Source organism: Geothrix campi (assembly GCF_024609265.1).
Lineage (GTDB): Bacteria > Acidobacteriota > Holophagae > Holophagales > Holophagaceae > Geothrix > Geothrix campi.
This window is the reverse complement of record NZ_JANHMP010000001.1, coordinates 1092738-1117733: the sequence shown is the minus strand read 5'-3', so window position 1 is coordinate 1117733 and position 24996 is coordinate 1092738. Positions and strand designations below refer to the sequence as shown.

At 66.7% G+C, this 24996-nt stretch carries 19 protein-coding genes and 2 tRNA genes; 15 read left to right on the top strand and 6 right to left on the bottom strand.

The window, feature by feature from the left end; genetic code table 11:
- Window positions 1-88 precede the first annotated feature (88 nt).
- Complete coding sequence (lepA, locus tag NOV65_RS05185) at window positions 89-1906, top strand: translation elongation factor 4 (RefSeq protein ID WP_257304894.1); 1818 nt, start codon at window positions 89-91, stop codon at window positions 1904-1906.
- Between the two features lie 12 nt (window positions 1907-1918).
- On the opposite strand, the gene NOV65_RS05180 is transcribed toward lepA, so the two are convergent.
- Window positions 1919-2791: a cyclic di-GMP-binding domain-containing protein, MshE-related gene (locus NOV65_RS05180; RefSeq protein WP_257304893.1), complete on the bottom strand. Its 873-nt coding sequence runs from the start codon at window positions 2789-2791 to the stop codon at window positions 1919-1921.
- 91 nt (window positions 2792-2882) lie between these two features.
- Here NOV65_RS05180 and NOV65_RS05175 point away from each other — a divergent pair, with 91 nt between their 5' ends.
- From NOV65_RS05175 to miaB, 3 genes are all read left to right on the top strand, one after another.
- The gene (locus NOV65_RS05175; RefSeq protein WP_257304892.1) at window positions 2883-3509 is read left to right on the top strand and encodes a hypothetical protein; all 627 of its coding nucleotides are present in this window, start codon (window positions 2883-2885) and stop codon (window positions 3507-3509) included.
- A complete protein-coding gene (locus NOV65_RS05170) occupies window positions 3509-5557 on the top strand; it encodes a TonB-dependent receptor (RefSeq protein WP_257304891.1) in 2049 nt (682 codons plus the stop codon). The genes NOV65_RS05175 and NOV65_RS05170 overlap by 1 nt, the downstream gene beginning before the upstream one ends.
- A 163-nt stretch (window positions 5558-5720) precedes the next feature.
- On the top strand, window positions 5721-7025 hold the full coding sequence (miaB, locus tag NOV65_RS05165) for a tRNA (N6-isopentenyl adenosine(37)-C2)-methylthiotransferase MiaB (RefSeq protein WP_257304889.1): 1305 nt from the start codon (window positions 5721-5723) through the stop codon (window positions 7023-7025).
- Here the strand turns inward: miaB and NOV65_RS05160 are convergent.
- Entirely contained in the window at window positions 7022-7912 is an 891-nt protein-coding gene (locus tag NOV65_RS05160) for an aldose 1-epimerase family protein (protein WP_257304888.1), read from the bottom strand. The two genes, miaB and NOV65_RS05160, sit on opposite strands and share 4 nt — an antisense overlap.
- Before the next feature lie 68 nt (window positions 7913-7980).
- Here NOV65_RS05160 and NOV65_RS05155 point away from each other — a divergent pair, with 68 nt between their 5' ends.
- Window positions 7981-8523 carry a hypothetical protein gene (locus NOV65_RS05155; protein ID WP_257304886.1) on the top strand — a complete coding sequence of 181 codons (543 nt, stop codon included), beginning with the start codon at window positions 7981-7983 and terminating at the stop codon, window positions 8521-8523.
- Window positions 8524-8532: 9 nt separating this feature from the next.
- On the opposite strand, the gene NOV65_RS05150 is transcribed toward NOV65_RS05155, so the two are convergent.
- Window positions 8533-8618: transfer RNA gene (locus tag NOV65_RS05150), tRNA-Leu, on the bottom strand.
- Between the two features lie 47 nt (window positions 8619-8665).
- On the opposite strand from NOV65_RS05150, the gene NOV65_RS05145 reads away from it, so the two are divergent.
- From NOV65_RS05145 to NOV65_RS05135, 3 genes are all read left to right on the top strand, one after another.
- Window positions 8666-8992: a c-type cytochrome gene (locus NOV65_RS05145; RefSeq protein WP_257304885.1), complete on the top strand. Its 327-nt coding sequence runs from the start codon at window positions 8666-8668 to the stop codon at window positions 8990-8992.
- A gap of 68 nt (window positions 8993-9060) precedes the next feature.
- Window positions 9061-9435, top strand: coding sequence for a c-type cytochrome (locus NOV65_RS05140; RefSeq protein WP_257304882.1), 375 nt, complete (start codon window positions 9061-9063; stop codon window positions 9433-9435).
- Between the two features lie 9 nt (window positions 9436-9444).
- Window positions 9445-11742: an ATP-dependent helicase gene (locus NOV65_RS05135; RefSeq protein WP_257304880.1), complete on the top strand. Its 2298-nt coding sequence runs from the start codon at window positions 9445-9447 to the stop codon at window positions 11740-11742.
- A gap of 6 nt (window positions 11743-11748) precedes the next feature.
- Here NOV65_RS05135 and NOV65_RS05130 read toward each other — a convergent pair whose 3' ends face one another.
- Entirely contained in the window at window positions 11749-12666 is a 918-nt protein-coding gene (locus NOV65_RS05130) for a TIGR01777 family oxidoreductase (protein WP_257304878.1), read from the bottom strand.
- Window positions 12667-12763: 97 nt separating this feature from the next.
- On the opposite strand from NOV65_RS05130, the gene NOV65_RS05125 reads away from it, so the two are divergent.
- Complete coding sequence (locus NOV65_RS05125; RefSeq protein WP_257304876.1) at window positions 12764-14407, top strand: NAD(P)/FAD-dependent oxidoreductase; 1644 nt, start codon at window positions 12764-12766, stop codon at window positions 14405-14407.
- Window position 14408: 1 nt separating this feature from the next.
- Here the strand turns inward: NOV65_RS05125 and NOV65_RS05120 are convergent, their stop codons facing one another.
- Window positions 14409-15314: a DUF7544 domain-containing protein gene (locus NOV65_RS05120; protein WP_257304875.1), complete on the bottom strand. Its 906-nt coding sequence runs from the start codon at window positions 15312-15314 to the stop codon at window positions 14409-14411.
- 93 nt (window positions 15315-15407) lie between these two features.
- Between NOV65_RS05120 and pap the strand changes: the two genes are divergently transcribed.
- On the top strand, window positions 15408-16883 hold the full coding sequence (gene pap, locus NOV65_RS05115; RefSeq protein ID WP_257304874.1) for a polyphosphate:AMP phosphotransferase: 1476 nt from the start codon (window positions 15408-15410) through the stop codon (window positions 16881-16883).
- A gap of 36 nt (window positions 16884-16919) precedes the next feature.
- Here pap and NOV65_RS05110 read toward each other — a convergent pair whose 3' ends face one another.
- Window positions 16920-17747, bottom strand: a complete 828-nt coding sequence (locus NOV65_RS05110) for a pyruvate, water dikinase regulatory protein (protein ID WP_257304873.1) — start codon at window positions 17745-17747, stop codon at window positions 16920-16922.
- A gap of 23 nt (window positions 17748-17770) precedes the next feature.
- Between NOV65_RS05110 and NOV65_RS05105 the strand changes: the two genes are divergently transcribed.
- The 5 genes from NOV65_RS05105 to NOV65_RS05085 all read left to right on the top strand — a co-directional run bounded on the left by NOV65_RS05105 (window position 17771) and on the right by NOV65_RS05085 (window position 24951).
- Window positions 17771-18913 (top strand): sensor histidine kinase, encoded by a 1143-nt coding sequence (locus tag NOV65_RS05105; protein WP_257304871.1) that lies wholly within the window; start codon window positions 17771-17773, stop codon window positions 18911-18913.
- 21 nt (window positions 18914-18934) lie between these two features.
- Entirely contained in the window at window positions 18935-20644 is a 1710-nt protein-coding gene (gene nadE / locus NOV65_RS05100) for an NAD(+) synthase (protein ID WP_257304869.1), read from the top strand.
- 75 nt (window positions 20645-20719) lie between these two features.
- Window positions 20720-20806: transfer RNA gene (locus NOV65_RS05095), tRNA-Leu, on the top strand.
- Between the two features lie 335 nt (window positions 20807-21141).
- Window positions 21142-21546 (top strand): bacteriohemerythrin, encoded by a 405-nt coding sequence (locus tag NOV65_RS05090; protein ID WP_257304868.1) that lies wholly within the window; start codon window positions 21142-21144, stop codon window positions 21544-21546.
- 186 nt (window positions 21547-21732) lie between these two features.
- Entirely contained in the window at window positions 21733-24951 is a 3219-nt protein-coding gene (locus tag NOV65_RS05085; RefSeq protein WP_257304867.1) for a TonB-dependent receptor, read from the top strand.
- The last annotated feature ends 45 nt before the right edge of the window (window positions 24952-24996 follow it).

Below are 24996 nucleotides of genomic sequence, written 5' to 3'. Positions count from 1 at the left end.
GATCAACCGAGGGTGTGGATGGAGCCTGGTAAAACCCCGCAGACGTAAAGCCTTTCCAACGATACAATGGCCAGTTCGAGGTTCCTCAGTGGCTCATCCCAGTCTCATCCGCAATTTTTCCATCGTCGCTCATATTGATCATGGCAAGTCGACCCTGGCGGATCGCCTGCTCGAATTGACCAAGACGGTGGCTGGACGGGACATGCAGGCCCAGATCCTGGACGACATGGATCTGGAACGGGAGCGGGGCATCACCATTAAGGCCCACGCGGTGACGCTGAAGTACCCGGCCAAGGATGGCAAGACCTATACCCTGAACCTCATCGACACCCCGGGCCATGTGGACTTCACCTATGAGGTCAGCCGCAGCCTGGCGGCCTGCGAGGGCGCCATCCTGGTGGTGGATTCCACCCAGGGCGTGGAGGCCCAGACGCTGGCCAACACCTACCTGGCCCTGGAGAACGGGCTGGAAGTCTTCCCGGTCCTCAACAAGACGGATCTGCCGAGTTCAGACCCCGTGCGGGTGCTGGAGCAGATCGACACCGTCATCGGCCTGGTGGACACCGCCCATGCCGTGAACGTCAGCGCCAAGACCGGCGAGAACTGCGAGCAGGTGCTCGAGCAGATCGTGAAGTGCATCCCCGCCCCCCAGGGCGATCCGACCGCGCCGCTCCAGGCTCTGGTCTTCGACTGCTACTACGACGCCTACCGCGGCGTGGTGAACCTCATCCGGGTCATGAACGGCACCCTGAAGGCCGGCGACCAGATCCGCTTCATGTCCACGGGCAGCGAACACCGGGTGGACGAGATCGGCATCTTCGACCCCAAGATGGACAAGCAGGAATCCCTGTCGGTGGGCGAAGTGGGCTACCTGGTGGCCAACATCCGCCAGCTGGTGGATGTGAAGGTCGGCGATACGGTGACCCACGCCGTGACCCTGACCACGAAGCCCGCCACCGAGATGCTGAAGGGCTTCAAGGAGATCCAGCCCGTGGTCTTCGCGGGGATCTTCCCCACCTCCAGCGACGACTACGAGAACCTCCGCAACGCCATGGACAAGCTGCGGCTGAACGACAGCAGCTTCACCTACGAGCCCGAGACCTCCACGGCGCTGGGTTTCGGCTTCCGCTGCGGGTTCCTCGGCCTGCTCCACATGGAGATCGTCCAGGAGCGCCTGGAGCGCGAGTTCGACCTGGATCTCATCACCACGGCGCCCAGCGTGCGCTACCACGTGCACCTGACGGACGGATCCGAAACCTCCGTGGACAATCCCTCGAAGCTGCCGCCCCTGCAGAAGATCGCCAAGATCGAGGAACCCATCATCGAGGCCACGATCCTTACCCGCACGGATTTCGTGGGCGGACTGATCAAGCTCTGCGAAGAGCGCCGCGGCTTCCAGCAGAAGCTCGAATACGTCAGCCAGGACCGCGTCATGCTCGTCTACGAGCTGCCCCTGAATGAAGTGGTGATGGATTTCTACGACAAGCTGAAGTCCATCTCGAAAGGCTATGCCAGCTTCGACTACCACATGAAGCACTACACGGAATCCGACCTGGTGAAGATGGACATCCTGGTGAATGGCGAGCCGGTGGATGCGCTCTCCATCCTGGTGCACCGCAGCAAGAGCCAGACGCTGGGGCTCGCGCTCTGCCAGAAGATGAAGGAAGTGATCCACCAGCAGATGTTCGACGTGGCCATCCAGGCGGCCATCGGCAGCAAGATCATCGCCCGCACCAACGTGAAGGCGCGCCGCAAGGACGTGCTGGCCAAGTGCTACGGCGGCGACGTCAGCCGCAAGAAGAAGCTCCTCAACAAGCAGAAAGAGGGCAAGAAGCGGATGAAGTCCATCGGCAACGTGGAGATCCCCCAGGAGGCCTTCCTGGCGATCCTCAAGGTCGAAGACTAGGTCCGTCGCGTCCTAGTCCGCTCTATCGTTGTTCTTGATCGCGCCGGATTCGACCAGGTTCGCGAGCATGCGCTGGAGTTCGTCTTCGCCAAGGATGCCCCGGCGCTGGAAGAGGCGGATCAGGCCGAGCAGCATGGCGCGGGTCTGGTACGACTCCAGGGGGGGCACGGACTCGCGGGTGATCCGGCCGGGGATGAGGTCGGGAGGCGCCACGGCGGGCGGCACCTCGGTCGGCTCGAAGAACTGGAAGGGATCGAGGTTCGTCGGTTCCTGGATGGCGGCCCCGGTGCTGTCGAAGAAGGGATCGCGCGGGAAGACCGCTTCGGCCGGGGTGCTCGAGGGGGGCATAGGCAGGGGATCGAGGCTGAAGGTGACTGGGAGGGCCTCGCCCTCCGTATGATCGACGCCCACTTCCACGGTCAGCGGAGTCCCCTGAGAGGGTACCTCCAGGTTGCGGTAGAGCTCTCCGATGGCCTTGCGGAGCGCGCTGTGGGAGGCCACAACGGGTTGGATGTGCAGTCCCGAAGCGAATCGGGCACTGTCCACGGCGTTCAGGTCCGAAGGATCGGACATGGCCAGCACCAGCGACTTGGGCTCCTTGACCGAGACCGGCAGCACGGTGAACTGGTCTGCCAGGCGGAAGGGCACCAGCTTCAGCACCTCGGGCGGCACCACGAGATTCCGGACATCCACCTGGGGTACCCCGGCCTGGTGGCTGAGGAAGTCCATGAGGACCTCCTCGGAGATGTAGCCGAGGGCCACCAGGTTGCTGCCCAGGCGACCCCGGGCGATCTTCTGGTGGGTGATGGCGCTCTGAAGTTGGGCCGGCGTGATGAGGCCGGATTCCACGAGCAGTTCGCCCAGCCGCTTGATCGGTTGCTGCATGAGGGAGTCCTGGGGCTTAGGTCTTCCGGGGATGCACAGAGGGTGGCCCCCAAGGTAACGTCATTCAAGGCTTTTGTGGGCCGGGGGGAGCATGGAATCCGAAGATCTCTGGCGTGCGGCCCTGCACGATTTCAACAATCTGGTGACCGGGCTCCAGGGCGTGGTGGATCTCGGCGACCCGGCGCTTCCCTTCGATCCCCATAACCACGCAAGACTGGAGACGATCCTCGAGGATGGCAAGACCCTCATCGCCATGGCGCGGAATCTGGCTCTGGGGCACCAGCCCGTTTCCGAACCGGTGCCTTGGGTGGACTGGGAGGCCGGATTGCGGAACCGCCTGGAGGCGACTGGCAGCCTCTTCCGTTGTCCGGTCGAGCTGGTGGATGCGGGGGCCAGGGGGGCGCCTTGGCCTACTCCACTGCTCCAGGACTGGGTGGTGGCCTTCACTCGGCAGATCCTCCCCTGGGCCGCGCCGGGCCCCCTGCGCCTGGAGGCGCAAGCTACCTCTGAGGCCTGGGTCCTGCGGTGGATCACGGATGCTCCCCTCCCTTCCACCCTGGAGGCTGATCTGCCACCGGACGCGCCGCGAAGTCTGGCCGGGTTCTGGCTGAGGAGCATGGCGCGCCACATGACATTGAACCTGGAAGCAGCCGACGGGTTCCTCCAGGTTCGCCTCCCCCGGTGCAGTGTCGAAACGTCCAGATCGCAGGAATCCTAATGCTCCAAGCCCCCCCTCCCGCGCCACCCGCAGCCGTGGTGGAGGTCACCGCCACGCGCTTTCCGGAGGACCCGGCGAAAGTTCCCGCCTCCATCACGGTCCTCACGGCCAAGGAGCTGGCTGAACGCGGCGCCACAGACTTGCGCAGCGCCCTGGGCCTGCTGGCCGGCGTGTCCATCGCCCCTGGCGGAGATGGCGGCCCGGCCGGCAGCGTGCCCGAATTCTGGGGCCTGAAGGAGTTCGACGCCTTCCTCCTCGTCGTGGACGGCGTGCCCTGGGGCGGGGCCTTCAATCCCGCCCTCGCCACCCTGAGCCTCGAAGGCGTGGAGCGCATCGAGGTTCAGCGGAGCGCAGCCCCGGTTCTATACGGCGCCACCTCCTTCGTCGGTGTCATTCATGTCATCCGGGGTCTGCCGTCGGATGGGAAGGGAACCGCCCGCCTTTCCCTGGGCAGCCATCGAAGTTTCGGGGGGGCGGTCTCCCTCCGGCTTCCGACCGGAGCCGCCACGGACAGCACCCTGACTGTGGATCACGACACCCAGGGCTTCGAGGATTCCCGCACCGGCTTCAAGCGCACCCACCTCCTGTGGCGGAACCGCGTGCAGGCCCTGGAGGGGGTGTTCCGCTTCGATCTGGAGGGCACGGCCACGGACCAGCAGCCCGCCAGCCCCTTTCCCCGCGTAGGCAGGGCCCTGACCGACCAGGTGCCCCTCGACGCCAACCACAATCCCGCCGGGGCCTACCTCAACGACCGGCGCGCCACCTTCACCACGGGCTACGATCGGACCCTGGCCGCCACGCTCTGGTCCACCACGTTGTCCGTGTCCCGGGCCCGCCAGGATGACTTCCGTGGCTTCCTCACGGACGTGAGCGTCGCAGATCCCAACGCCCACGGCTTCCGTGAACGCATCGACCTCACGGACATCTATTTTGATTCCCATCTCACCTGGGCAGCCGGATCGGGCCTCAAAGTGGTGGCGGGCCTGGATCATCTGCACGGGCAGGGTCGGGGTCGCGGCGGGGATTTCGACTACTTCGTGAACCTGGACGGATCCGGCGCGCCGGGGGCCTCTGCCACGCCCAGCCAGGCGGACATCCGCATCGATGACCGCCGGGACTTTTCGGGCCTCTATGTCTTCGCCCACTGGCAGGCCGCGCCGCGGCTGACGATCGAGACGGGCTTGCGCCTCACCCGGGCGGAGGAGACCCGGCGAACGGCCACCCTGGAGTTCGCCAACGGAATCCCCGAAAGCGGCGTGGATGCCCACACCACCACCCGCCTGGGCGGCAGCGCCGGCGCCACCTGGACCGCCTGGCAGGCCGGTGAGGATCACTTGAACCTGTTCGCCGGCGTGCGCAGCACCTTCAAGCCTGCGGCCATCGACTTCGGCCTGGACAGCGCCGCACAGATTCTCAAGCCCGAGACGGCCACCAGCTACGACCTGGGCGCCAAGGCCGACCTTCTGGGGCGCCGGCTGGCCCTGGAGGTCAGCTTCTTCCGCATGGACTTCGAGAACCTGGTGGTGCCCCAGAGCGTGATCGATCCGGTCACCGGGACCGCCTCGCCGACCCTCACCAATGCCGGCACCGAGCGGTTCCAGGGTGTCGAAGCCAGCGCGGCCTGGCGCTTCACGCACGATCTGGCGGCCCGCCTCGCCTACAGCTACCACGACACCCGCTTCCGGGACTACGCCAAGGATTTCGGGGATGGCACCCTGACGCAGCTGGCCGGGAAGCGCCTGGAGATGTCCCCCTACCATCTCGGCGGCCTGGGCCTCGCCTATGCGCCCGGCCGGGGCCTGACGTCCACGGTCGAGCTGAACTACGTGGGGGCCGTGTTCCTCAACCAGCGCAACACCGCGCCGGCCGGCGGCTATGCCACCTGGGCCGCCAGCCTGGGGTGGCGCGAACACGCCTGGGAGTTCCGTCTGGCGGGCCAAAACCTGACAGACCGCCGCAAACCTGTGGCGGAAAGCGAGCTGGGGGATGCCCAGTACTACCTGCTGCCCGGCCGCCAGCTCACCCTGAGCGCCCGCTGCCGGTTCTGAGGCAGAAGGCGTTCCGACAGCGTTACCGGTACAATCAAGGGTTTGGGCGGTGCGATGAAGTTCCACATCCTCGCGACCATGTGGGTCATGAAGCGGAGTCCGGTGGACTCCGCGCAGTTGGGACCCACAGGGAGCGAATCATGCTTGTCAGGGAAGTAACGCGATGAAGTTCCACATCCAGACCTGGGGCTGCCAGATGAATGACCACGATGGCGAGAAGCTGTCGGGGTTGCTGTCGGCGGAGGGCTTCGAAAGCGTGGAGGACGCCGGGGACGCTGATCTGGTGCTGCTGAACACCTGCTCCATCCGTGAGAAGGCGGTGCACAAGGTCTATTCGGAGCTGGGCCGCCTGCGTGAGGAGAAACAGCGCCGTCCCCTGCTGGTGGGCGTCACGGGCTGTCTGGCCCAGCAGGAGCAGGCCGCCCTGTTCAAGCGGGCGCCCCACATCGATTTCGTGCTGGGTACCATGGCCCTGAAGCAGCTGCCGCGGCTGGTGGCCGAGGCTCAGGCGGGCAAGGCCCGGGTCATGGATGCCGGCGAATACCCGGACAACCACCTGTTCCCGCCCTCCGTCACGCGCCGCCGGGATACCGCCAAGGCCCTGGTGACCATCACCGAGGGCTGCAACCACGCCTGCACCTACTGCATCGTGCCCACCACCCGCGGCGCCGAGCGCCACCGTCCCTACGAGGATGTCCTAGGTGAGGTGCGAGGCTTGGTGGAACACGGCTACCGCGAGGTGGAACTGCTGGGCCAGAACGTGAACAGCTATGCCGGCGGCTGCAACTTCGCGGACTTGCTGGAGCGGGTGGCCGAGATCGATGGCCTCGAATGGATCCGCTTCACCACCAGCCACCCCATGAACTTCACGAAAGATCTCGCCCGGGTGCTGGTGACGAATCCCAAGGTCGTGCCCTTCCTCCACCTGCCCCTGCAAAGCGGCAGCGACCGCGTGCTGAGGCGCATGCTGCGGGAGTACACCGTGGCCGAGTACCTGGAGCGCCTGGGCTACCTCGGCGAGGGCCGGGCACGGATGACCCTCAGCACTGATTTCATCGTGGGGTTCCCTGGCGAGACCGACGAGGATTTCGAGGGCACGATGCGCGTGCTGGACGAGGTCGCCTTCGACGGTTCCTTCAGCTTCATCTATTCGCCGCGGCCCGGCACGCCTTCCCTGCGCCTCAAGGATGACCTGCCCATGGCCGTCAAGTCGGAGCGGCTGACGCGGCTCCAGCAGCGGCAGGCCGAGCTCACGCGGGCCAGCAACGAGCGGTTCCTGGGCCGCGAGATTCCGGTTCGCATCGAGACCCACGGTCCCACCGAACATGGCTGGTGGCTGGCCCGCAGCAGCGAGTGGAAGACCGTACACCTGACGGTCGGAGTGGGTCGGGAACTGCCCTTCGGCGAGCTGGTAAAGGCGCGGATCACCCTGGCCAGTCCACACTTCCTGGGGGCCGAACTGGTCTAGGGAGGCGTCAGCTCCCGGCTGTCGCTGGAGATGCGGAGGGACCAGCGGCGGGTGGCACCGGGCGCGAGCAGGAAGCCACCGGGTTTCTCGCTGAACTCCCCGTCCCACCCTTCGGGGTCTGCATAGCCTTCCCAGGGTTCGATGCAGAGGAAGCTGGGGCCGGGATCGGGCTTGGCCCACAGACCCAGGTGGGGGAAACCCTCCCAGCGCAGGGTGAGCGTCGGCCCACTTTCGGTCTCGAAGCGGAGGCTTCGGCTCCGGGGTTCCAGGAAGATCAGGGCGTCCTCGGCGAACAGCTCTTCGCGGAGCGGCAGCACCCGCCCTTGGATGGGGGTGGGATGAGGGGTTGGTTCCAGCAGCCCCTCGGCCGTCAGGCGCCGGAGGGGGCCGGGCTCGTCCAGCTCGAACACGAGGCGGTGCGCCAGCTTGAGAAGGTTGGGCACCAGGGGCCAGCGGAGGGCCGGATGCAGACCCAGGCTGGCGGGCAGGGGAACCTCGCCCGGGTTGCGCAGGGAGATGTCCATGCGCAGGGAGGTCGCAGTCAGGGTGTAGGCCACTCGCAGCAGGAAGGGGAAGGGATAGGCGGCGCGGCTGGCTGCGTCGTCGCGCAACTCCACGGTGCAGGTGGTGGCGGTCCCTTCCAGCAGCGCGAAGTCCCGATCCCGGGCGAACCCGTGTCGGAGCATGGGGAAGGCTTCGCCCTGATGTCGCAGGGTGTCGCCCTGCAGGCGGCCGACGATGGGGAAGAGCAGGGGAGCGTGCCGGGGCCAGAGGGGGCCTGCCTCCCACAGCAGGTCGAGACCGCCCAGGCGCAGGGACTGGAGCTCGGCACCCCGGGCCGAGATGACCGCTTCGGCCGCGCCGGTGTGCAATCGATGGATGTCCATGCACGAGATTATCCCTGCCATGGTAGATTTTCCCCGCCAAGCCTGCCGCTTTCCTCCGGGAGCTAGCCATGCCATTCACGGCGGACGTCATCGCGACGACCCTCCACGCGCCCCTGGCGAACGTGGAGAAGAACTGGCCGCTGGTGGCAGAGGCGTTGGCGGCCCTCAAGATCCTGGATCCGGCCACCGAAGTGGCCGCCATCGCCACCATCGGTGCGGAAAGCTACCTCTTCGCGCCGGAACGGGAGCAGGGCAGCGACGCCTACTTCCGGCGGATGTACGAGTTCAAGCGGGCTCTGGGCAATACGGAGCCGGGTGATGGTGCCAAGTACTGCGGGCGCGGCTTCATCCCCGTGTTGGGCAGGGCCGAATACGCGCGCTTCGGGAAGCTGGTGGGCGTCGATCTGGTGGAGGATCCGGACCGGGCGCTGGAACCGGCCCTGGCCGCCCGCATCCTGGCCTACGACTTCATGCTCAAGGAAGTGCCGAAAGCCGCCACCGATGGCAACTGGGTGAAGGTCCACCGCCTGATCCGCGGCGACCTCACGGGCTGGAAGCGGTTCAACGGGATCCTCATCCCCCTGCTGAAGCTGCTGCCCGAGCAAGCCTGAGGCCTGAACTGGTGCGCCCGACCAGACTCGAACTGGTACTCCGTTTCCGGAAGCGGATTTTAAGTCCGCAGCGTCTGCCATTCCGCCACGGGCGCGCTGCTCCAGCCTAACGGGGCATCCCCGCCCGTGGTAGCGTCGAGCCATGGGGCTCCGTTCCACCGCGCTATTGCTGATCCTTTCCGGTTCCCTGCCCGCCCAGGTCCGGGACCTGCGGGCGTTCTACCGGGAGCGTTGCGTCGTCTGCCACGGGGCCGATGGCACGGGCCGCGGGCCCAACGGGGCCCGGCTGGGCGGGCGGAACCTCACGGAGGCCCGCTGGCAGGCGCGGCGGGAGGATGCGGCCCTGGTGGCGTCGATCCAGAAGGGCCGGGGCGCCATGCCCGGGTTCGGCCGCCAGCTCCCGGAACCGGAGGCCCGGCGCCTGGTGGCCGAGGTGATCCGCCCCATGGCGGGTCGGCGAAAGCCCTGATACCCCCTTGCGCCGGAGCAGGGCGGGGCCCATCCTGTGCGGGTGTTTCAACATCCATCGAGGTCGCCATGCGGATCGCCCTGACGCTCCCCCTCCTCCTGCTTGCCGCCAGCCTTGAGGCCCAGGCGCCCATGAAATCCGTGGACGAGTTGCGGTCCTTCTTCTCCCAGAACTGCGTGAAGTGCCACGGCCCCGATGGGTCAGCCCACGCCGCCGACGGGAAGAAGCTCGGCGGGTTCGACTTCACGGACACGAAGAAGGCCGCGAAGGAAACGGATGCCGACATGGAGAAGACCATCCGCAAGGGCATCTTTTTCGGCATGGTCATGCCCTCCTTCAAGGATCGCCTGACCGATGCCGACATCAGCCTCCTGGTGAAAGAAGTGCTCCGGAAGGCCGAGAAGGGCAAAGCCATCGCGCCGAAGCAGGAGGCAGGCCGATAGGATGAAGGGATGCCCGGCGCCGCCCACGATCCTTCCACCCACCCCCTGCTCCGCAACCTGAACGCCCCCCAGCGGGAGGCCGTCCGCCATGCCCATGGGCCGCTGCTCATCCTGGCGGGCGCCGGATCAGGCAAGACCACGGTGATCACGCGGCGCATCGCCTGGCTCATCGAGGAGGAGGGGGTCCACCCCGGCTCCATCCTGGCCATGACCTTCACGAACAAGGCGGCCGAGGAGATGCGGGAGCGCGTGCAGCGGCTCGTGTCCGTGCCCGCCGCGCAGATGTGGGTGAGCACCTTCCACAGCTTCTGCACTCGCATCCTCCGTCGCGAAGGCGAGCGCACGCCCGTGGGCCGGGACTTCGTCATTTTCGATCCGGCGGACCAGAAGAGCCTGATGAAGCAGGTGCTGGCGGAATTGAAGCTCCCCGAAAAGCAGTTCCATCCGAAGAAGGTCCTGGAGGTCATCAGCGACTTCAAGAACCGGTGCCTGCTGCCGGAGGAGGCGCGGGAGGAGGCGCTGGATCCCTGGACCCGCAAGGTCCTGGACGCCTACGACCTCTACCAGAAGGGCCTGAAGAACCACCGCGCCTGCGACTTCGACGATCTGCTGCTCTATACCGAGCGCCTTTTCCGCGAGCCTGTGATCCAGGCCCAGTACGGCGAGCGCTTCAAGTTCATCCTCGTGGACGAGTACCAGGACACCAACCGCGCCCAGTACCTGCTGGTGCAGCACCTGGCCCGGCGCCACCACAACCTGTGCGTGGTGGGTGACGAGGATCAGTCGATCTATGGGTGGAGGGGCGCGGACATCCGCAACATCCTCGATTTCCAGCAGGACTTCCCGGAGGCCGTGCGCATCGAGCTGCTGCAGAACTACCGCTCCACGAAGAAGATCCTGGACGCGGCCTCCGAGGTCATCGCCAACAACTCCCAGCGCGTGGAAGGCAAGGGCGCCCTGATCACCGACCTGGGCGAGGGCGAAGCCATCACCTTCAAGCTGGCGGACGAGGGCCGGCTGGAGGCGGAGTGGGTGGTGCAGCGCATCCAGGAACTCCGCTACCGGGAACCCGAGGCGAAGGTGGCCGTGCTCTACCGCGCCAACTGGCAGTCCCGCCAGATGGAAGAGGCCCTGCGCGCCCAGAACCTGCCCTACCGGCTGGTGGGCGGGGTGAAGTTCTACGAGCGCCAGGAAGTGAAGGACCTCATCTCGTATCTGCGGCTCATCTCGAACCCGTTCGACCTGGTGAGCTTTCGCCGCTGCGTGAACGCCCCCACCCGCGGCGTGGGACCCACCACGCTCGGGAAGATCGAAGGCGCCATCCCCGAGGGCGGCACCCCCCTGGAAGGGCTGGTCCTGGTATTGCGGGCCGGCGAGCTGAAAGGCCGGGCCCAGCGGGAAATGGGCAAGTTCCTCGACCTGTTCGCCCGGGCCGGAGCCGAGCGGGAGGCCCAGGGCCTGGCGGGCCTGGTACGGTGGGTGCTCCAGGAGAGCGGCTACCTCCAGAGCCTGGAGGATGAGGCCACGCTGGAGGCCGAGGGCCGCATCCGCAACCTGGAGGAGTTCCTCAGCGCCGCCGCCGAATCGGAGTCCCTGGGTCTCCGCTTGTCGGAGTTCCTGGACCGCATCACCCTCGCCGCGGATGCGGACCAGGTGGAGGAATCCGCCCAGCTCAGCCTCATGACCATCCACTGCGCCAAGGGGCTGGAGTTCCCCTACGTCTTCGTCATTGGCATGGAGGAGGATGTCTTCCCCAACCGGAACGCCCGGGAGACGCCTGAGGGGCTGGAGGAGGAACGCCGTCTCTTCTATGTGGCCATTACCCGCGCCCAGCGGCGGCTCACGCTGAGCGCCGCGCGCCGCCGCCGCATCATGGGTACCGAGATGCTCTCCATGCCCAGCCGCTTCCTGCGGGAGCTGCCCGCGGAGGCCCTGACGGCGCCCATCCGGTGGGGCACCGAGATCTACCAGTCCGGCGAGGGCGTGCGCCCGGGCAGTTCCTTCACCCGGGGCGGCGGCGGCGGCTCCGTCGCCACGGAACTCCAGCGCATCCGCAGCTTCTTCGATCGGGTCAAGGAGGTGCCGGTTTCGCCGCCGGACTCCGATGGCGCCAGGTTCTCCGAACCTGCCGAATCAAAAGATCCCAATGCTTTCGAGGCTGGAACGCGGGTGAAGAGCGCCCGCTTTGGCGTTGGTACCATCCTGGCCGCCTCCGGTCGCGGTGATGGATTGACCTATACCGTACGCTTCGATCAGGGCGGCGACCGGCGTATCATGGCGCGGTTCGGGGGGCTGGAGCCGGCCTGAACGGGCTCACAGAAGGTCCTCGAGGGCCGACACGGCCGTGGGGAACTGGTAGCCGAAGCCCAGGGCCTGGGCACGGGTCGGAACCACGTAGGCGCCCTGCAGCAGCAGAGCCGTGGCCATCTCGCCCAGAGCCAGCTTCGCGGCGGCGGCAGTGAGGGCTCCTGGCACCGGGAGCAGGGGACGGCGGAGCCGCCGTGCGAGGAGATCGGTGAAGGCCTCGTTGCCGAGGGGTTCCGGCGCCGTGCCGTTGAAGGGGCCCTCCCAGGCCGGATTCCGGGCCGCCTCCAGGAACATGGCGACCAGGTCATCCAGGTGGATCCAACTGAGCCCCTGAGCCCCCGACCCGAGTTTGCAGCCGAGCCAGAGCCGGACCGGCAGCGCCATCTTCGGCAGGGCCCCGCCGTCCCGGGCCAGCACCACGCCGATGCGGATGCGGGCTACGCGAACCCCGATCGCGGAAGCCGCGGCGGCCTCCGCCTCCCAGGCCTGGCAGACTTCAGGCAGGAACCCGACCCCCTGCGGGGCAGCTTCATCCACGGGTGTCCTGTCCCTCGCTCCGTAGTAGCCGATGGCCGAGGCGTTCACGAGAGCCCCGGGCGGCTGGCGGCAGTCCTTCATGGCTTCCACCAGCCGGCGGGTGGCGAGGATCCGGCTATCCCGGATCGCGGCCTTGCGAGCCAGGCTCCAGCGCTGGTCCGCGATCCCCTCGCCCGCCAGATTGATGACTGCATCCGCGCCATCAAGCAGGGCGGGGAGATCCTCCCAGCCGTGGGCGTGGGCGGCAGCGGGCAGCTCGGCCCGAGCGGGATTCCGGGTCAGGACCGTCACCTGCGCATCCTGATCCAGAAGGGACCGGACCAGGGATTGTCCCACCAGCCCCGTGCCACCAGCGACCACCACCCGTCTGGGACCTGAACCCGTCATGGGCATCTCCTCGGATGAATATAAGTTAAGCCCAAAGATCCGGCGCTATCCTTGAACCTGGCCTTGAGTCCCGTGGACTCCTCCCGCCGAGGCGATCATGCGCTACCTGCTCTCCAACCTGCCGCTGAACCTGGGGGAGGAGGCGCTCGACCTCGCGAAGCCCCTGGCCTACGCCCTGGGTGGCGCGCCCAGGGACTACCGGGCGGTGACGCTGGAACGCCGCAGCCTGGACGCCCGCCACAAGGGTGCCATCCGCTTCCTGACCGCGCTCAGCTTCGACACGGCCCGCGCCTTGGAGCTGGGCCCTCATCCCGGGGGGCTCAAACTGGACCCGGCACCGCCTGCGGCGCCCTACGCGGTGGCGCCGCCACCGCGCAAGCCCCGGGTCGTGGTGGTGGGCAGCGGCCCCGCGGGCACCTTCTGCGCCCTGCGCCTGCTGGACTATGGCATTGAGCCCATCGTGCTGGAACGCGGGCCCGCCATGGGCGAGCGGGTGAAGGCCATCGCGGGCCTGTGGAAGGACGCGGTGCTGGACCCTGAGGCCAATGCCCAGTTCGGCGAGGGTGGCGCAGGCACCTTCAGCGACGGCAAGCTCACCACCCGCATCGGCCATCCCGCCACGCGGTATGTGCTGGAGGCCTTCGTGCGCTTCGGCGCGAATTCGCGGATCCTCTATCTGGCCAAGCCCCACGTGGGCACGGATGTCATCCGCCGCTGCACCGTGCTCATCCGGAAGGAGGCCGAGGCTCGCGGCGCCCGGTACCGGTTCCAGGCCCGACTGGCGGATATCCGCTTCGATGATCAGGGCCGCGTCCGCGCCGCCGTGCTGGCGAGCGGGGAGGAGATCCCCTGCGAGGCCCTGGTGCTGGCGCCGGGCCACAGCGCCCGGGATACCTTCGAGATGCTGCACGGCCACGGCGTGGCCATGCGCCAGAAGCCCTTCGCCATGGGCGTGCGCGTGGAGCACCCCCAGGACCTCATCGACCGATCGCAATACGGCCCCAGCGCGGGGCATCCCTCGCTGCCCGCCGCGGACTACAAGCTGGTCTGCAACTTCGGCCTGAACCGCGCGGCCTACAGCTTCTGCATGTGCCCCGGGGGCGAGGTCATCCAGTGCAGCAGCGAGGAAGGTGGCGTGGTGGTGAACGGCATGAGCAACGAGAAGCGCGATTCGGGCTTCGCCAATTCGGGGCTGGTGGCCAAGGTGAACACTGCGGATTTCGGCAGCGACCACCTCCTCGGCGGCATGTACTTCCAGCGGAAGTGGGAACAGGCCGCTTTCCGCGCCGCCGGCGAGACCTACGGCGCCCCGGCCATGGCGGTGCAGGACTTCCTCAAGGGCCGTGCCACGGGCCGCCTGCCGCGCACCAGCTTCAAGCCCTTCGCCGTGGCGGCCGACTTGCGCACCTGTCTGCCCGACTTCGTGCGGGAGCAGCTGGCGGGGGCTCTCCCCACCTTCGACCAGAAGATCCACGGCTTCGCGAGCAGCCAGGCCATCCTGCTGGCCATCGAGAGCCGCACCAGCAGCCCCATCCAGCTCCTGCGGGGCGAGGACGGCCAGTCGGTGTCGCACCCCGGCCTCTACCCCTGCGGGGAGGGCGCGGGCTTCGCGGGCGGCATCACCTCCGCCGCCGTGGATGGCATCCGCGTGGCCGAGTGGATCGCCCAGACCGCCGGTGCACCGGTCTTCCAGCCCTTCGAGAAGCAGGTGCGGGCGGGGGATCTGGCGAACGAGTACTAACCTATGACTGGGCTCGCGGGGTTTCGATGATCCGCCACTCCTCCCCGAACTGTTCGAGGAAGCCGAGGGAGTAGCAGCGGAAGAAGACGAAGATGGGCAGGAAGGCCACGGAGCTCAGATAGGGCAGGATCGCCACGCAGCAGGTGAGACAGCAGCCGAGCAGGATCAGGAGGAATGCTGGGATCCAGAGCAGGAAGGTCATCACGAAGAACCCCACGAACCGCCAGGCGTTTCCGGGCAGGAGGTCCCGGAGCAGCACGGCCCAGGCTGCGGAGGTATCGAGGTTCCTGCGGTACATGATGGGTACCACGAAACCCCGGAGCAGCAGGCCGATGATGCCGATGACGAGGAAGCCGAGGACCAGGAGCCCTCCGGCGGTGGCCAGGGCGGTGATCGCGGAGGTCCCGAAGGCCCGGGCGTGGATGTCGGGCAGGGCGATGAGGACGCCGAGCCCGCCACAGATGATGAGGAGCGCCAGCGTGGCGAGGAGGAGCAGCAGCCGGAAGCGGAAGAGGCGGTTGCCCAGGTCCCGGAGCCGGGTCCAGGGTTCCACGATTTCCGCCCGGTCCTGGGCCACATTGTCCAGGAACATGAACTCGCCTCGGCTGCCCAGCCACAGGAAGACCACCACCAGGGCCAGGATCAGGATGAAGAGCACCACGCCCAGGGCGATCACCAGGGGCAGGTGGGAGGAGATCCACTCCGTCACTGGGCTGAAGTCTGGCATGGCGCCATGGGCGGGGCGGTCGAAGGGATTGCCATTGAAGTTGAAGGACCCGCCGCCCGCCAGGTTGGCGAGGAAGGCGGAAAAGCCCATCACGAACCACTTCCGGGCGCTGAAGGGCTCGAAGAGGATGCGCCGGACATGGGCCAGGGCGGGCTGGATGGGATCGGTGATGGAGATCATGGTGCCCCATCATTCCACGGGCTCCACCGGGGTGGAAATCAGCTATCGTGGCTCCGAAGCCGCAACACCCGGCACACCCGCCCCGGAGGAACCATGTTCGAATCCGCGGAGCTCGGCCACAGGATCGACAAGGAGGCGTGGGAGCGGGAGGTTCCCCCCTTGCGGGAGGCGCTGCTGGATGCCCAGTACGACCTGGCGGGGGCCAAGTTCCCCGTGATCATCCTGGTGGCGGGGGTGGATGGGGCCGGCAAGAGCGAGACGGTGAACACGCTCAACGAGTGGATGGATCCGCGCCACATCCAGACCCACGGCCTGGCCGAGCCTTCGGACGAGGAGCGCGAGCGGCCGCACATGTGGCGCTACTGGCGCCTGCTGCCGCCCAAGGGGAAGATCGGGATCTTCGACGGCTCCTGGTACACCTGGCCCATCCTGGAGCGGGCCTATGGCCGGACCAAGACCTCGGATCTCGACCAGGACATGGCCCGGGTGGCGCGCTTCGAGCAGATGCTCATCCATGAAGGCGCCCTGGTGCTGAAGTTCTGGATGCACCTCGGGAAGGACGTGCAGAAGAAGCGCCTGAAGGGGCTGGAGAAGGATCCCAAGACCCGCTGGCGGGTGACACCCCGGGACTGGAAGCACTTCGAGATGTATGACACCTTCCGGCAGGTGGCCGAGCGGGCCCTGCGCTCCACCAGCACCGGGGACGCTCCCTGGATCGTGGTGGAGGCCACAGATCCCCGCTACCAGCGCCTGACGGTGGGGAAGATCCTGCTGGAGCGGTTGCGGGCCCGCTTGGACCACCCGGCCCCGGTAGTGCCGGCGCTCCCCTCGCATCCACCACCGCCGTCCCTGGACGGGGTGAACATCCTCAAGGCTCTGGACCTTTCCAAGCGCATGGACAAGAAGGACTACGAGGAGGAGCTGCTCATCCTCCAGGGGAAGCTGAACCTGCTCATGCGGCACCGGAACTTCCGCAAGCATGCCGTGGTCATGGTGTTCGAGGGCGTAGATGCCGCCGGCAAGGGCGGAGGCATCCGCCGCATCACGCAGGCTCTGGACGCCCGCCAGTACCACATCCACCCCATCGCCGCACCCACGGAGGAGGAGCGGGCCCAGCCCTACCTCTGGCGCTTCTGGCGGAACCTGCCGCGCCGGGGCAAGGTGGCCATCTACGACCGCAGCTGGTACGGCCGCGTGCTGGTGGAGCGCGTGGAGGGCTTCTGCTCCGAGGCCGACTGGCGGCGGGCCTACAGCGAGATCAACGACTTCGAGGACCAGATCGTGCGCAACCGCAGCATCCTGTTGAAGTTCTGGCTGTCCATTAGCCAGGAGGAGCAGCTGCGCCGGTTCGAAGAGCGCGAGACCACGCCCTTCAAGCGGTTCAAGATCACCGAGGAGGACTGGCGCAACCGGGAGAAGTGGCCTGCCTACGAGGCCGCCATCTGCGACATGCTCGACCGCACCAGCACTGAGATCGCCCCCTGGACCCTCGTCGAGAGCGAAGAGAAGCACTACGGACGGATCAAGATCCTGCGGACCCTCGTGCAGCGGCTGGAGGAGGAGCTGTAGGGAGGGAATCAGTCCCGAGTCTGGTCTCTGGCCTGCCTAGACCGCCCGTTCCTTGCCGAAGACGCGATCCAGCACCAGGCCAGCGGTCTCTTCGATGCTGCGGCCGGTGACATCGAGGATGGGCCACCGGCGGTGCTGCTTGAAGATCTCGTCGGCATAGACCAGTTCATCGAGGATGTGGCCCAGGTCGCTGTAGTTGTCGGCGCTGCCCGCGGCGCCGAGACGCTTCAGGCGGTAGGCGCGGATCTCCTGGAGGCGGTCAGGCTGGATGGTGAGGCCCACGATGCGGCCCTGGGGGATGGTCTCGAGCTCGGGAGGCAGGGCGACCCCGGGCACCAGGGGCACATTGAGCACCTTGTAGCCCTCCATGGCGAGGTACATGGAAAGGGGGGTCTTGCTGGTGCGGCTGATGCCGACCAGCACGATGTCGGCGTCAGGCAGGCCGCCCATGTCGATGCCATCGTCGAACTTCAGGGCGAACTCAATGGCCTCGATGCGGCGGAAGTACTTATCGCCCACGGCGTGGAAGCTGCCGGGACGCTCTTCCGGGCGCTCCCGCAGGTAGAGGGCCAGGGTATCGAGCAGGTTGCCGAACAGGTCCACCTGGGTGAGCCGCAGCTCCGCGCAGCGGTCCGCCAGGTAGAACCGCATTTCCCGGGAGACGGTGGTGTGGATGATGACGGCCCGCTTTTCCGCGGCCATCTGCAGCACTCGATCCATGTCCTCCTGGGTGCGGACGTTCTGGAACCGGCGCACCAGGGCGGAGCTCTCGCCCTTGGAAAACTGGGTGAGCGCCGCCTGGACCATGCGCTGGGCGGTCTCTCCGGACCCCCCGGACACCACGTAGATGGGCTGCCTGTCCATGGGAATGAGCATACCCTGGGGCGATGGAACCGCTCTCCCGTACTATCGTGTGGCTGGCGCTGGCCCTCCCTGCCGGAGTGGCCGTCGGTGGCGTGGCCCTGGTCCTCGCCCGCTGGGCGCGGATTCACCGTCGCGCCAAGGCGGACCCCGAGGCGCTCCTTCTCTCAGCAGTGTCCGGGAGCCTGCGGGAACGGGGCGAGCTGGCCAACTCCCTGGGCGAACTGCGCACGGTGCACGAGCGCTTGTTGGATGTGCTGCCTACAGGCGTCCTCTGGGTGGACCAGCGCCAGCGCCTGGCGGCCCTGAACCGACGCGGCTGCGACCTGCTGGGGGTGCGGCGCGGCGTGGTGGGCCTGGAAGCGGCCTTCGTGCTGGAACCCTTCCCCTGGCTGCGGGAGGCCCTGGGCCGGGATCCCGGGCCCGCCTGGCGCTGCACCGCCGGGGGGCGCCGCTGGCGGCTCCAGCGGATCGAGGCCCCGGATCGCATCGGCGCGCTCGTGCAGTTCGAGGATGTCACCGAAGCCGAGGCTGAGGAGCACCGCCGCCAGCTGCGGGAGCGGTTCGCGGACCTGGGTGAGATGACGGCGGGCGTGGCCCACCAACTGAAGAACGGCCTGGCGGTGCTCAAGGGGCGGGGACAGATGCTGAAGCGGGCCGGTCACGGTGAAGCCGCGGGGGCCCTGCTGGAGGAGACTGAGGACCTGGAACGGCTCGTCCAGCGCTTCCTCCAGTGGGCGAAGCCGCTCGATCCGGCTTCGGAACCACTTCGCCTGGAAGAGGCCGTGGCCCAGGCCGTGGTGGAGCTGAAGCGCCGCCCGGTGAGCCAGGGCCGCCAGCTGGTGGCGGAGGGGGAGGGGGGAGCCACGGGCGATCCGCTGCTGCTGCATCAGGCTCTGGTGAACCTGCTGGAGAACGCCTGCCAGGCTGCGCCCCTGGGGGGGCGGATCCTGGTCCAGGTGGCCGAAGGGCGGATCGACATCCTGGACGACGGCCCCGGCCTGTCGGAGGACACGGCCATCCGCATGCTTCGGCCCTTCGAGAGTGGCCGGCCGGATGGGACCGGTCTGGGGCTTCCGCTGGCCCTGAAATGGCTCAATGCCCAGGGGGCCGACCTGCGTCTGGCGCTCCGCCCCGAGGGCGGCACCTGTGCGGAGATCCGCTGGTAGGGAGGCTGGTAAGTTGATGTCATGAGAATCGCCCTGCTCCAGCTCAACGCCCGCCTCGGCGATCCCGAGGGGAACGGCCGCGGCGTGGAGATGGCCTATGCCGAGGCTGTGGCCGCCGGGGCGGAGCTGGTCCTGGCGCCGGAGCTCGCGATTCCGGGCTATCTTGCCGAGGACCGGCTCTGGGAGCGGGGGCTGCGCCAGCGGATCGAACGCGAATCATACCGGCTGGCGGCGCTCTCCGGCCCGGTGCCGCTGCTCTTCGGGACGGCGCGGCCCGCGCCCTCGGGACGCCTTTGGAATGAGCTGTGGTGGTGCGAGGACGGGGTCCTGCGCCACTGCTCGCACAAGCGTGTCCTGCCCAGCTACGACGTCTTCGACGAGCACCGCTACTTCGAACCAGACCCCTCGCCCCAGCCTCTGGTGCCCTTCCGGGGCCATCGCATCGGCCTCTCCATCTGCGAGGACCTCTGGGCGGATCCACAACTGGGGAACGCCCCGGTGGACTACGGCCTGGATCCCATCGCGGACCTGGCGGCGGCGGGAGCCACGCTGATCCTCAATGGCAGCGCCAGCCCCAGCGCGCTGGGCAGCTACCTGCCGCCGGGCCGCAGCGCCCCCTGGGCCATCCCAGCGAAGGATGCCCAGCGTCGCCGCCTGCTGCCGGGGCTGGCGCAGAAGCACGGCGTTCCCGTTGCCTACGCCAGCCGAGTGGGCGCCGAAAGCTGGCTGCTCTTCGACGGTGGGTCTGGTCTGGCCCTTCCGGACGGCCGCTGGCAAGGCTGCGAGCCGTTCTACGAAGGCCTGCTCATGGTGGACACTGGCCGGTCCGGCGACCCTTGGCGGAGTGTGGAAGAGGGTTCCTGGCTGCGGACCGCACTGGTCGCGGGGATCCGCGACAATCTGGCCAAACAGGGGCTCGAAGCGCTGGTGATGGGGCTCTCCGGTGGCATCGACAGTGCCGTGGCGGCGGCCCTCGCGGTGGAGGCCCTGGGTCCAGGTCGGGTGCTGGGCGTGGCCCTGCCCACGCGGTTCAGCAGCGGGGAGAGTTCCGCCCTCGCAGAGCAGCAGGCCCGGCACCTCGGCATGGGCTTCCTGCACATCAATGTGGACGACCCGTTCGCGGGGTTCACGGCCGCGCTGGAGCAGGCGCTCCCGGGCCGCGCCTTCAGCCTCACGGACGAGAACCTCCAGAGCCGTTGCCGCGGCAGCCTGCTCATGGCGCTGACCTCGGAGCCGGAGATCCACCACCGTCTTGGTACCGGCCGCGTGGCTGTGCTGAACACGGGCAACAAGAGCGAGGCCGCCACCGGCTACTTCACCCTCTACGGCGACGGCATCGGTGCCTTCGCGCCGCTAGGGGACTGCCTCAAGGCCCGGATCTACGCGGTGGCCCGGGAGTTGGGGGAGGCCGTCCCCCGGGGCGTGATGGAGCGGCCCCCCACGGCAGAATTGCGCCCAGGCCAGACCGACGAGGCGAGCCTGCTGCCCTACGCCCAGTTGGACGCCATCCTGGGCGCGGTGCTCGAGGCCCAGCGGCCCGAGGAAGGACTGGCCGAGGACCTGGCCCTGCTGTTGGAGGGATCTGCTCTGGAGGAGGCGCGCGCAGCCCTTCCCCGCATCCTGGGTCTGCTCCGTCGCACCGAATTCAAGCGGCGCCAGCTCCCCTTCGCCTTCAAGGTGAGCCCGAAGGCCTTCGGAGCCGGTCGCCGCATCCCCCTCACGGCGGTTTGAGGGTCTCAGGAGGTAGGTGGCGCACACCTCCATGACTATGAAAACCCGCAGTGCCGCGATATCCTGGCGGTTCTGGCCGGTGTGGCGAAATGGCAGACGCGACGGACTCAAAATCCGTTTCCCCCTAAAGGAGTGTCGGTTCGAGTCCGACCACCGGTACCATCCATGGGCCCCGACGGGGCCCTTCTCCTATCCGGTGGTCGGACTCGAAGTCGCGGATGGCGGCCAGGTAGGCGCCGCCGGGGACGCCGCAGGGCGCGGCGTTCCCGGCGAAAAGCGCCGTGGCCAGCCAGCCGCGCGGCGGGAACCGGAAACCGCCCACCGGTACCAGTCTCCAGGAAAGAGAACACAATCTTCTTGATCGAAAGATCGCGGAAGTCTACATTCGGCTGTCAGTCTTCTGTATGGCTGTATGAAGATCCGTGTGGTGGATTGCCTGTTCGTGGTGGCCCCAGTCCGGATTCCATTGTTTTCGTCATGAAAAAAGGATCCGGGCCATGGATGTCGTTTGGAACACCCGCTACAACACGGGCATCCAGATCATTGATGAACAGCATCAGGAACTTTTCGCCACCGTCGACCGTCTCCGGAGCTCCGTCCAATCAGGGGCGGACCGTGCGGAAGTCGAGGCGCTTCTGGCTTCCCTGGTCAGCCACTCCGAGCGCCACTTCGCCACAGAGGAATCCTTCATGGCGCGGTACGGCTATCCGGATCTGACTCAGCACATGTCCGAGCATGCCTCCATGCTCACCAGCCTCCATGAGCTCCTCAGCAAGTTCCAGGAGAGTCACCACGCCTTGGCCCTGATGGTCCCGACCTTCATGGAAGGCTGGCTGAAGCACCACATCAGCGATGGGGACTTCGGATTCGTGACCTTCCTGAAGTCCAGGAACCTGGCCTGAGCTGCCCCGGACTGTGACAACTGAGTGAAGAGTGTCGACTATTTCCGGAAACTTTTCGGACAAAAAAGGCACTTGAGTCGCCGTATAAGAATCGGGGATCCTTGGTTTTTCCCTGCCACGGACGCACCGGAATAAACCGGGACCCGTAATCCATCGGCGGCCAATTCTCTGGCCTCAGGAGTGACGATGAACCGACGTTGGTCGACCCTCACACTTACGGCCCTGGCCTGCGCCACGATCGCCTCTGCCCAGACCTCCTCCACGGCCGGCGCGGTGCGCGGCGTGGTGAAGAACACGGCCGGCCAGTCGGTCTCCGGTGCCAGCCTCTCTCTGCGAAACCGTGAGACGGGCCTGGCTCGCACGACCACTACCAATGCGGAGGGTGAGTACCAGATCGGGCTGCTGCCGGTGGGGAACTATGAGCTCACCGTCACCGCCAGTGGCATGCGCAGCATGAAGGACACCAATATCCAAGTACTCCTGGGCCAGAACACCATCGCCAACTTCAGGCTGGACGTGGCGGAGGCTTCCGCGATGGTGGAGATCGTGGGCGTGTCCGGCGGCGTGGACACCAAAGAGACGAACGTCATGACCAGTGTGGATGCCGCGGTGATCGAGGCCGTTCCCCTGGTCAGCCGCAACTTCACGGACATGGCCAAGCTTTCTCCGGGAGTGGTGTCAGGAAACAACGGCCGCCTCACCGTCGAAGGTGGGCGCCAGATCTTCAACGCCATCCAGATCGATGGCGCGAGCACAAATTCCGCGTTCTTCAACGAGCAGCGTGGGGGCGTGTATACGCCGTTCATCTTCGGCGCGGACACGATCAAGGAACTCCAGATCGTGACCAATGGCTACGACGTGCAGTATGGCCAGGCTGGCGCCACCATCAATGCTGTGACCAAGACCGGCACCAACGAATTCTCCGGGAGCGCCCTCTACCAGATCCGGCGGACCAGCTGGAGCGCCCGGCCGAAGCCCGTGCCCTACGACCCCAGCCACACCTTCAACACGCCCACCAACCTCCAGCGGTTCAACGACTCCACCAACGTGAACTTCAACGTGGGCGGGGCTCTCGTGAAGGACAAGCTCTGGTACTTCGTGGGCGTCGAGCGCTACAACAAGAGCATCACCGCCAACCCGAATCCGACTTCGCTTGGACAGAGCAAATTCCTGGCTGATGGGGTGACTCCCAATCCGGCGTACACCTCGGGCATGGGGCCAGAAGACTTCAATAACCTCGAGGCAAGCCCGCTGGGGGGCGTACTGACCAACCGGAACGGCCTCACCCTGGCCCAGGAACTGGGCAACCCCAAGGCCGGCATCCCCCCCCACGCCTACCCCATGGAGAACACCAACACGGTGTACTTCGGCCGTCTGGACTATTCGCTGAACGAGAACCACCGGTTTGTCCTGCGGATGAACTACCAGACGATGACGGACACGCTGAACAACACCAGCGCCAACCCCAACAATGCCGAGAGCAATAACATCCCCACCAAGACGAACTCGATCAGCTGGGTGGTCGAAGCCAATGACATCTGGACCAACGAGCTGTTCACCGAAAGCCGCCTGCAGATCGCCCGGGAGGCCCGGCCCATGCGGAACAACTCGGTTCCGGGCGTCCCCTCCCTTGAAGTGCCCACCACCGCCAGCTTCATGGCCTTCGGCACCAAGACCTCCACACCCCGTGAGAGCAATGAGAACACCCAACAGTTCTTCAGCGCGACCACTTGGAGCCACGGCGACTTCCAAGTGAAGGGCGGCGTCGACCTGATGAAGGTCGACGTGGACAACCAGTTCTTTCAGAACAATGCTGGGCGCTTCCAGTTCGGTACCTACGGTGCCGCGGCCGATTGGGCCAACGGGACGCTGGGCGACCTGAACACGCCGCCAGTTCCCCCGAACCCCGACTACAACAGGGCCAACCCCATCACCTACAGTGGGGCCGTCAGCCCCTACAACGGCCGCATCCAGATGTGGACCAAGACCAACAGCGTGTTCGGGCAGGTCCAGTATTCCGGTCTGTTCGACAAGCGTCTGAACCTGACAGCGGGCCTGCGGACCATCAACCAGTCCTTCTCGGACAATCCGGCACCCAACCCCAACTTCCAGGGACTGGACAAGGCCAGCGGGGCCAGTGCCGTGGATCCGCGTTTCGCGTTCAGCTTCGACCTGGATGGCCGTGGCAAGACGGTCATCCGTGGAGGCTACGGCTCCTTCAGCAGCCCAACTCCGCTCCTGCTCCACTCCAACACGATGACCGGCAACGGCCAGATCATCACCAACTACAGTTTTTCCCTCAACCGCACCAACGCAACCAACCTGGCGCTCTTCAACAGCGGCCTGCTGAGCGCCTCGAACCTGATCAGCGGCAGCGGTATGCGGAAGCTGACGGATGCGGAACTGGCCACGATCGCCGGATCCGGCGTATTCACCTCGGGCGCCTCCTCTACCTCACTCTGGGATCCGGAGAACAAGCTCTCCCGCTCCAAGAAGGCCAGCCTCGGTGTCGAGCATGACCTTGGCAACAACCTGGTGCTGGGCCTGACGGCGACCTACGTGCGGTACGAGAACCTGCAGCGCTTCGAGAACATCAACCTCGGCCAGACCGGCGGCCAGGCCTACAACGATGGCTACGCGCCGGGCATCGACGCCTGGAGCATCGCCACCCGCCCCAACTACGCGATCATCCGCGGCCACCGGGTGGACTTCAACAAGGGCTCCATCACACCCGGCAATCCGGTCGGCGGTTTCAGTGATGTCTACCTCGTCAAGACCGATGGTTGGGGCTACTACCGGGGCTTGAGCTTCTCGGTCAAGAAGACCTGGGATGAGAAGACCGGCGTCATCGGCAACGTGACCTACTCCAAGGCCCAGGACACCGGGTCCTTCGAGCGCGGCACCTATACCTCCGCGAACTCGAACTTCAGCAGCGAACTGGGCGCCTCCCTCACGCCCAATCCCCAGGATCCCTCCTCCAATTACGGCTATGGCGATAGCGACCGCCGCTGGGTCGTCAACGTGGTGGCCTACTTCCCCATCCTCTGGGGAGTGGAGGGTTCCGTGCGGGGCCTCTACCAGAGCGGCCTGCCCTACTCGGCCTACCTGGTCAATGACGTGAACGGCGACGGTATGGCCAACCACTTCGCTCCCGGGCACACCCGCGGCGACGAGCGGCAGCCCGGTTACACCCAGTTCGACCTCCGCCTGAGCCGCAACTTCAAGGTCTACGGGAAGCTCCAGGTGGAAGGCATCGTCGACATCTACAACGTCTTCAACAGGGCTGATTTCAGCGTCCGCTCCCCCAATGGCTACATCATCACCAACGCCGAGTTCGGACAGCTCGGCCTGGTGGCCAAGGACAAGACCCGCGAGGTCCAGGCTGGCGTCCGCGTCAAGTTCTGAGTCGACCCTGGTTCCCCACTAGAAGGCCCCGCGTCCGCGGGGCCT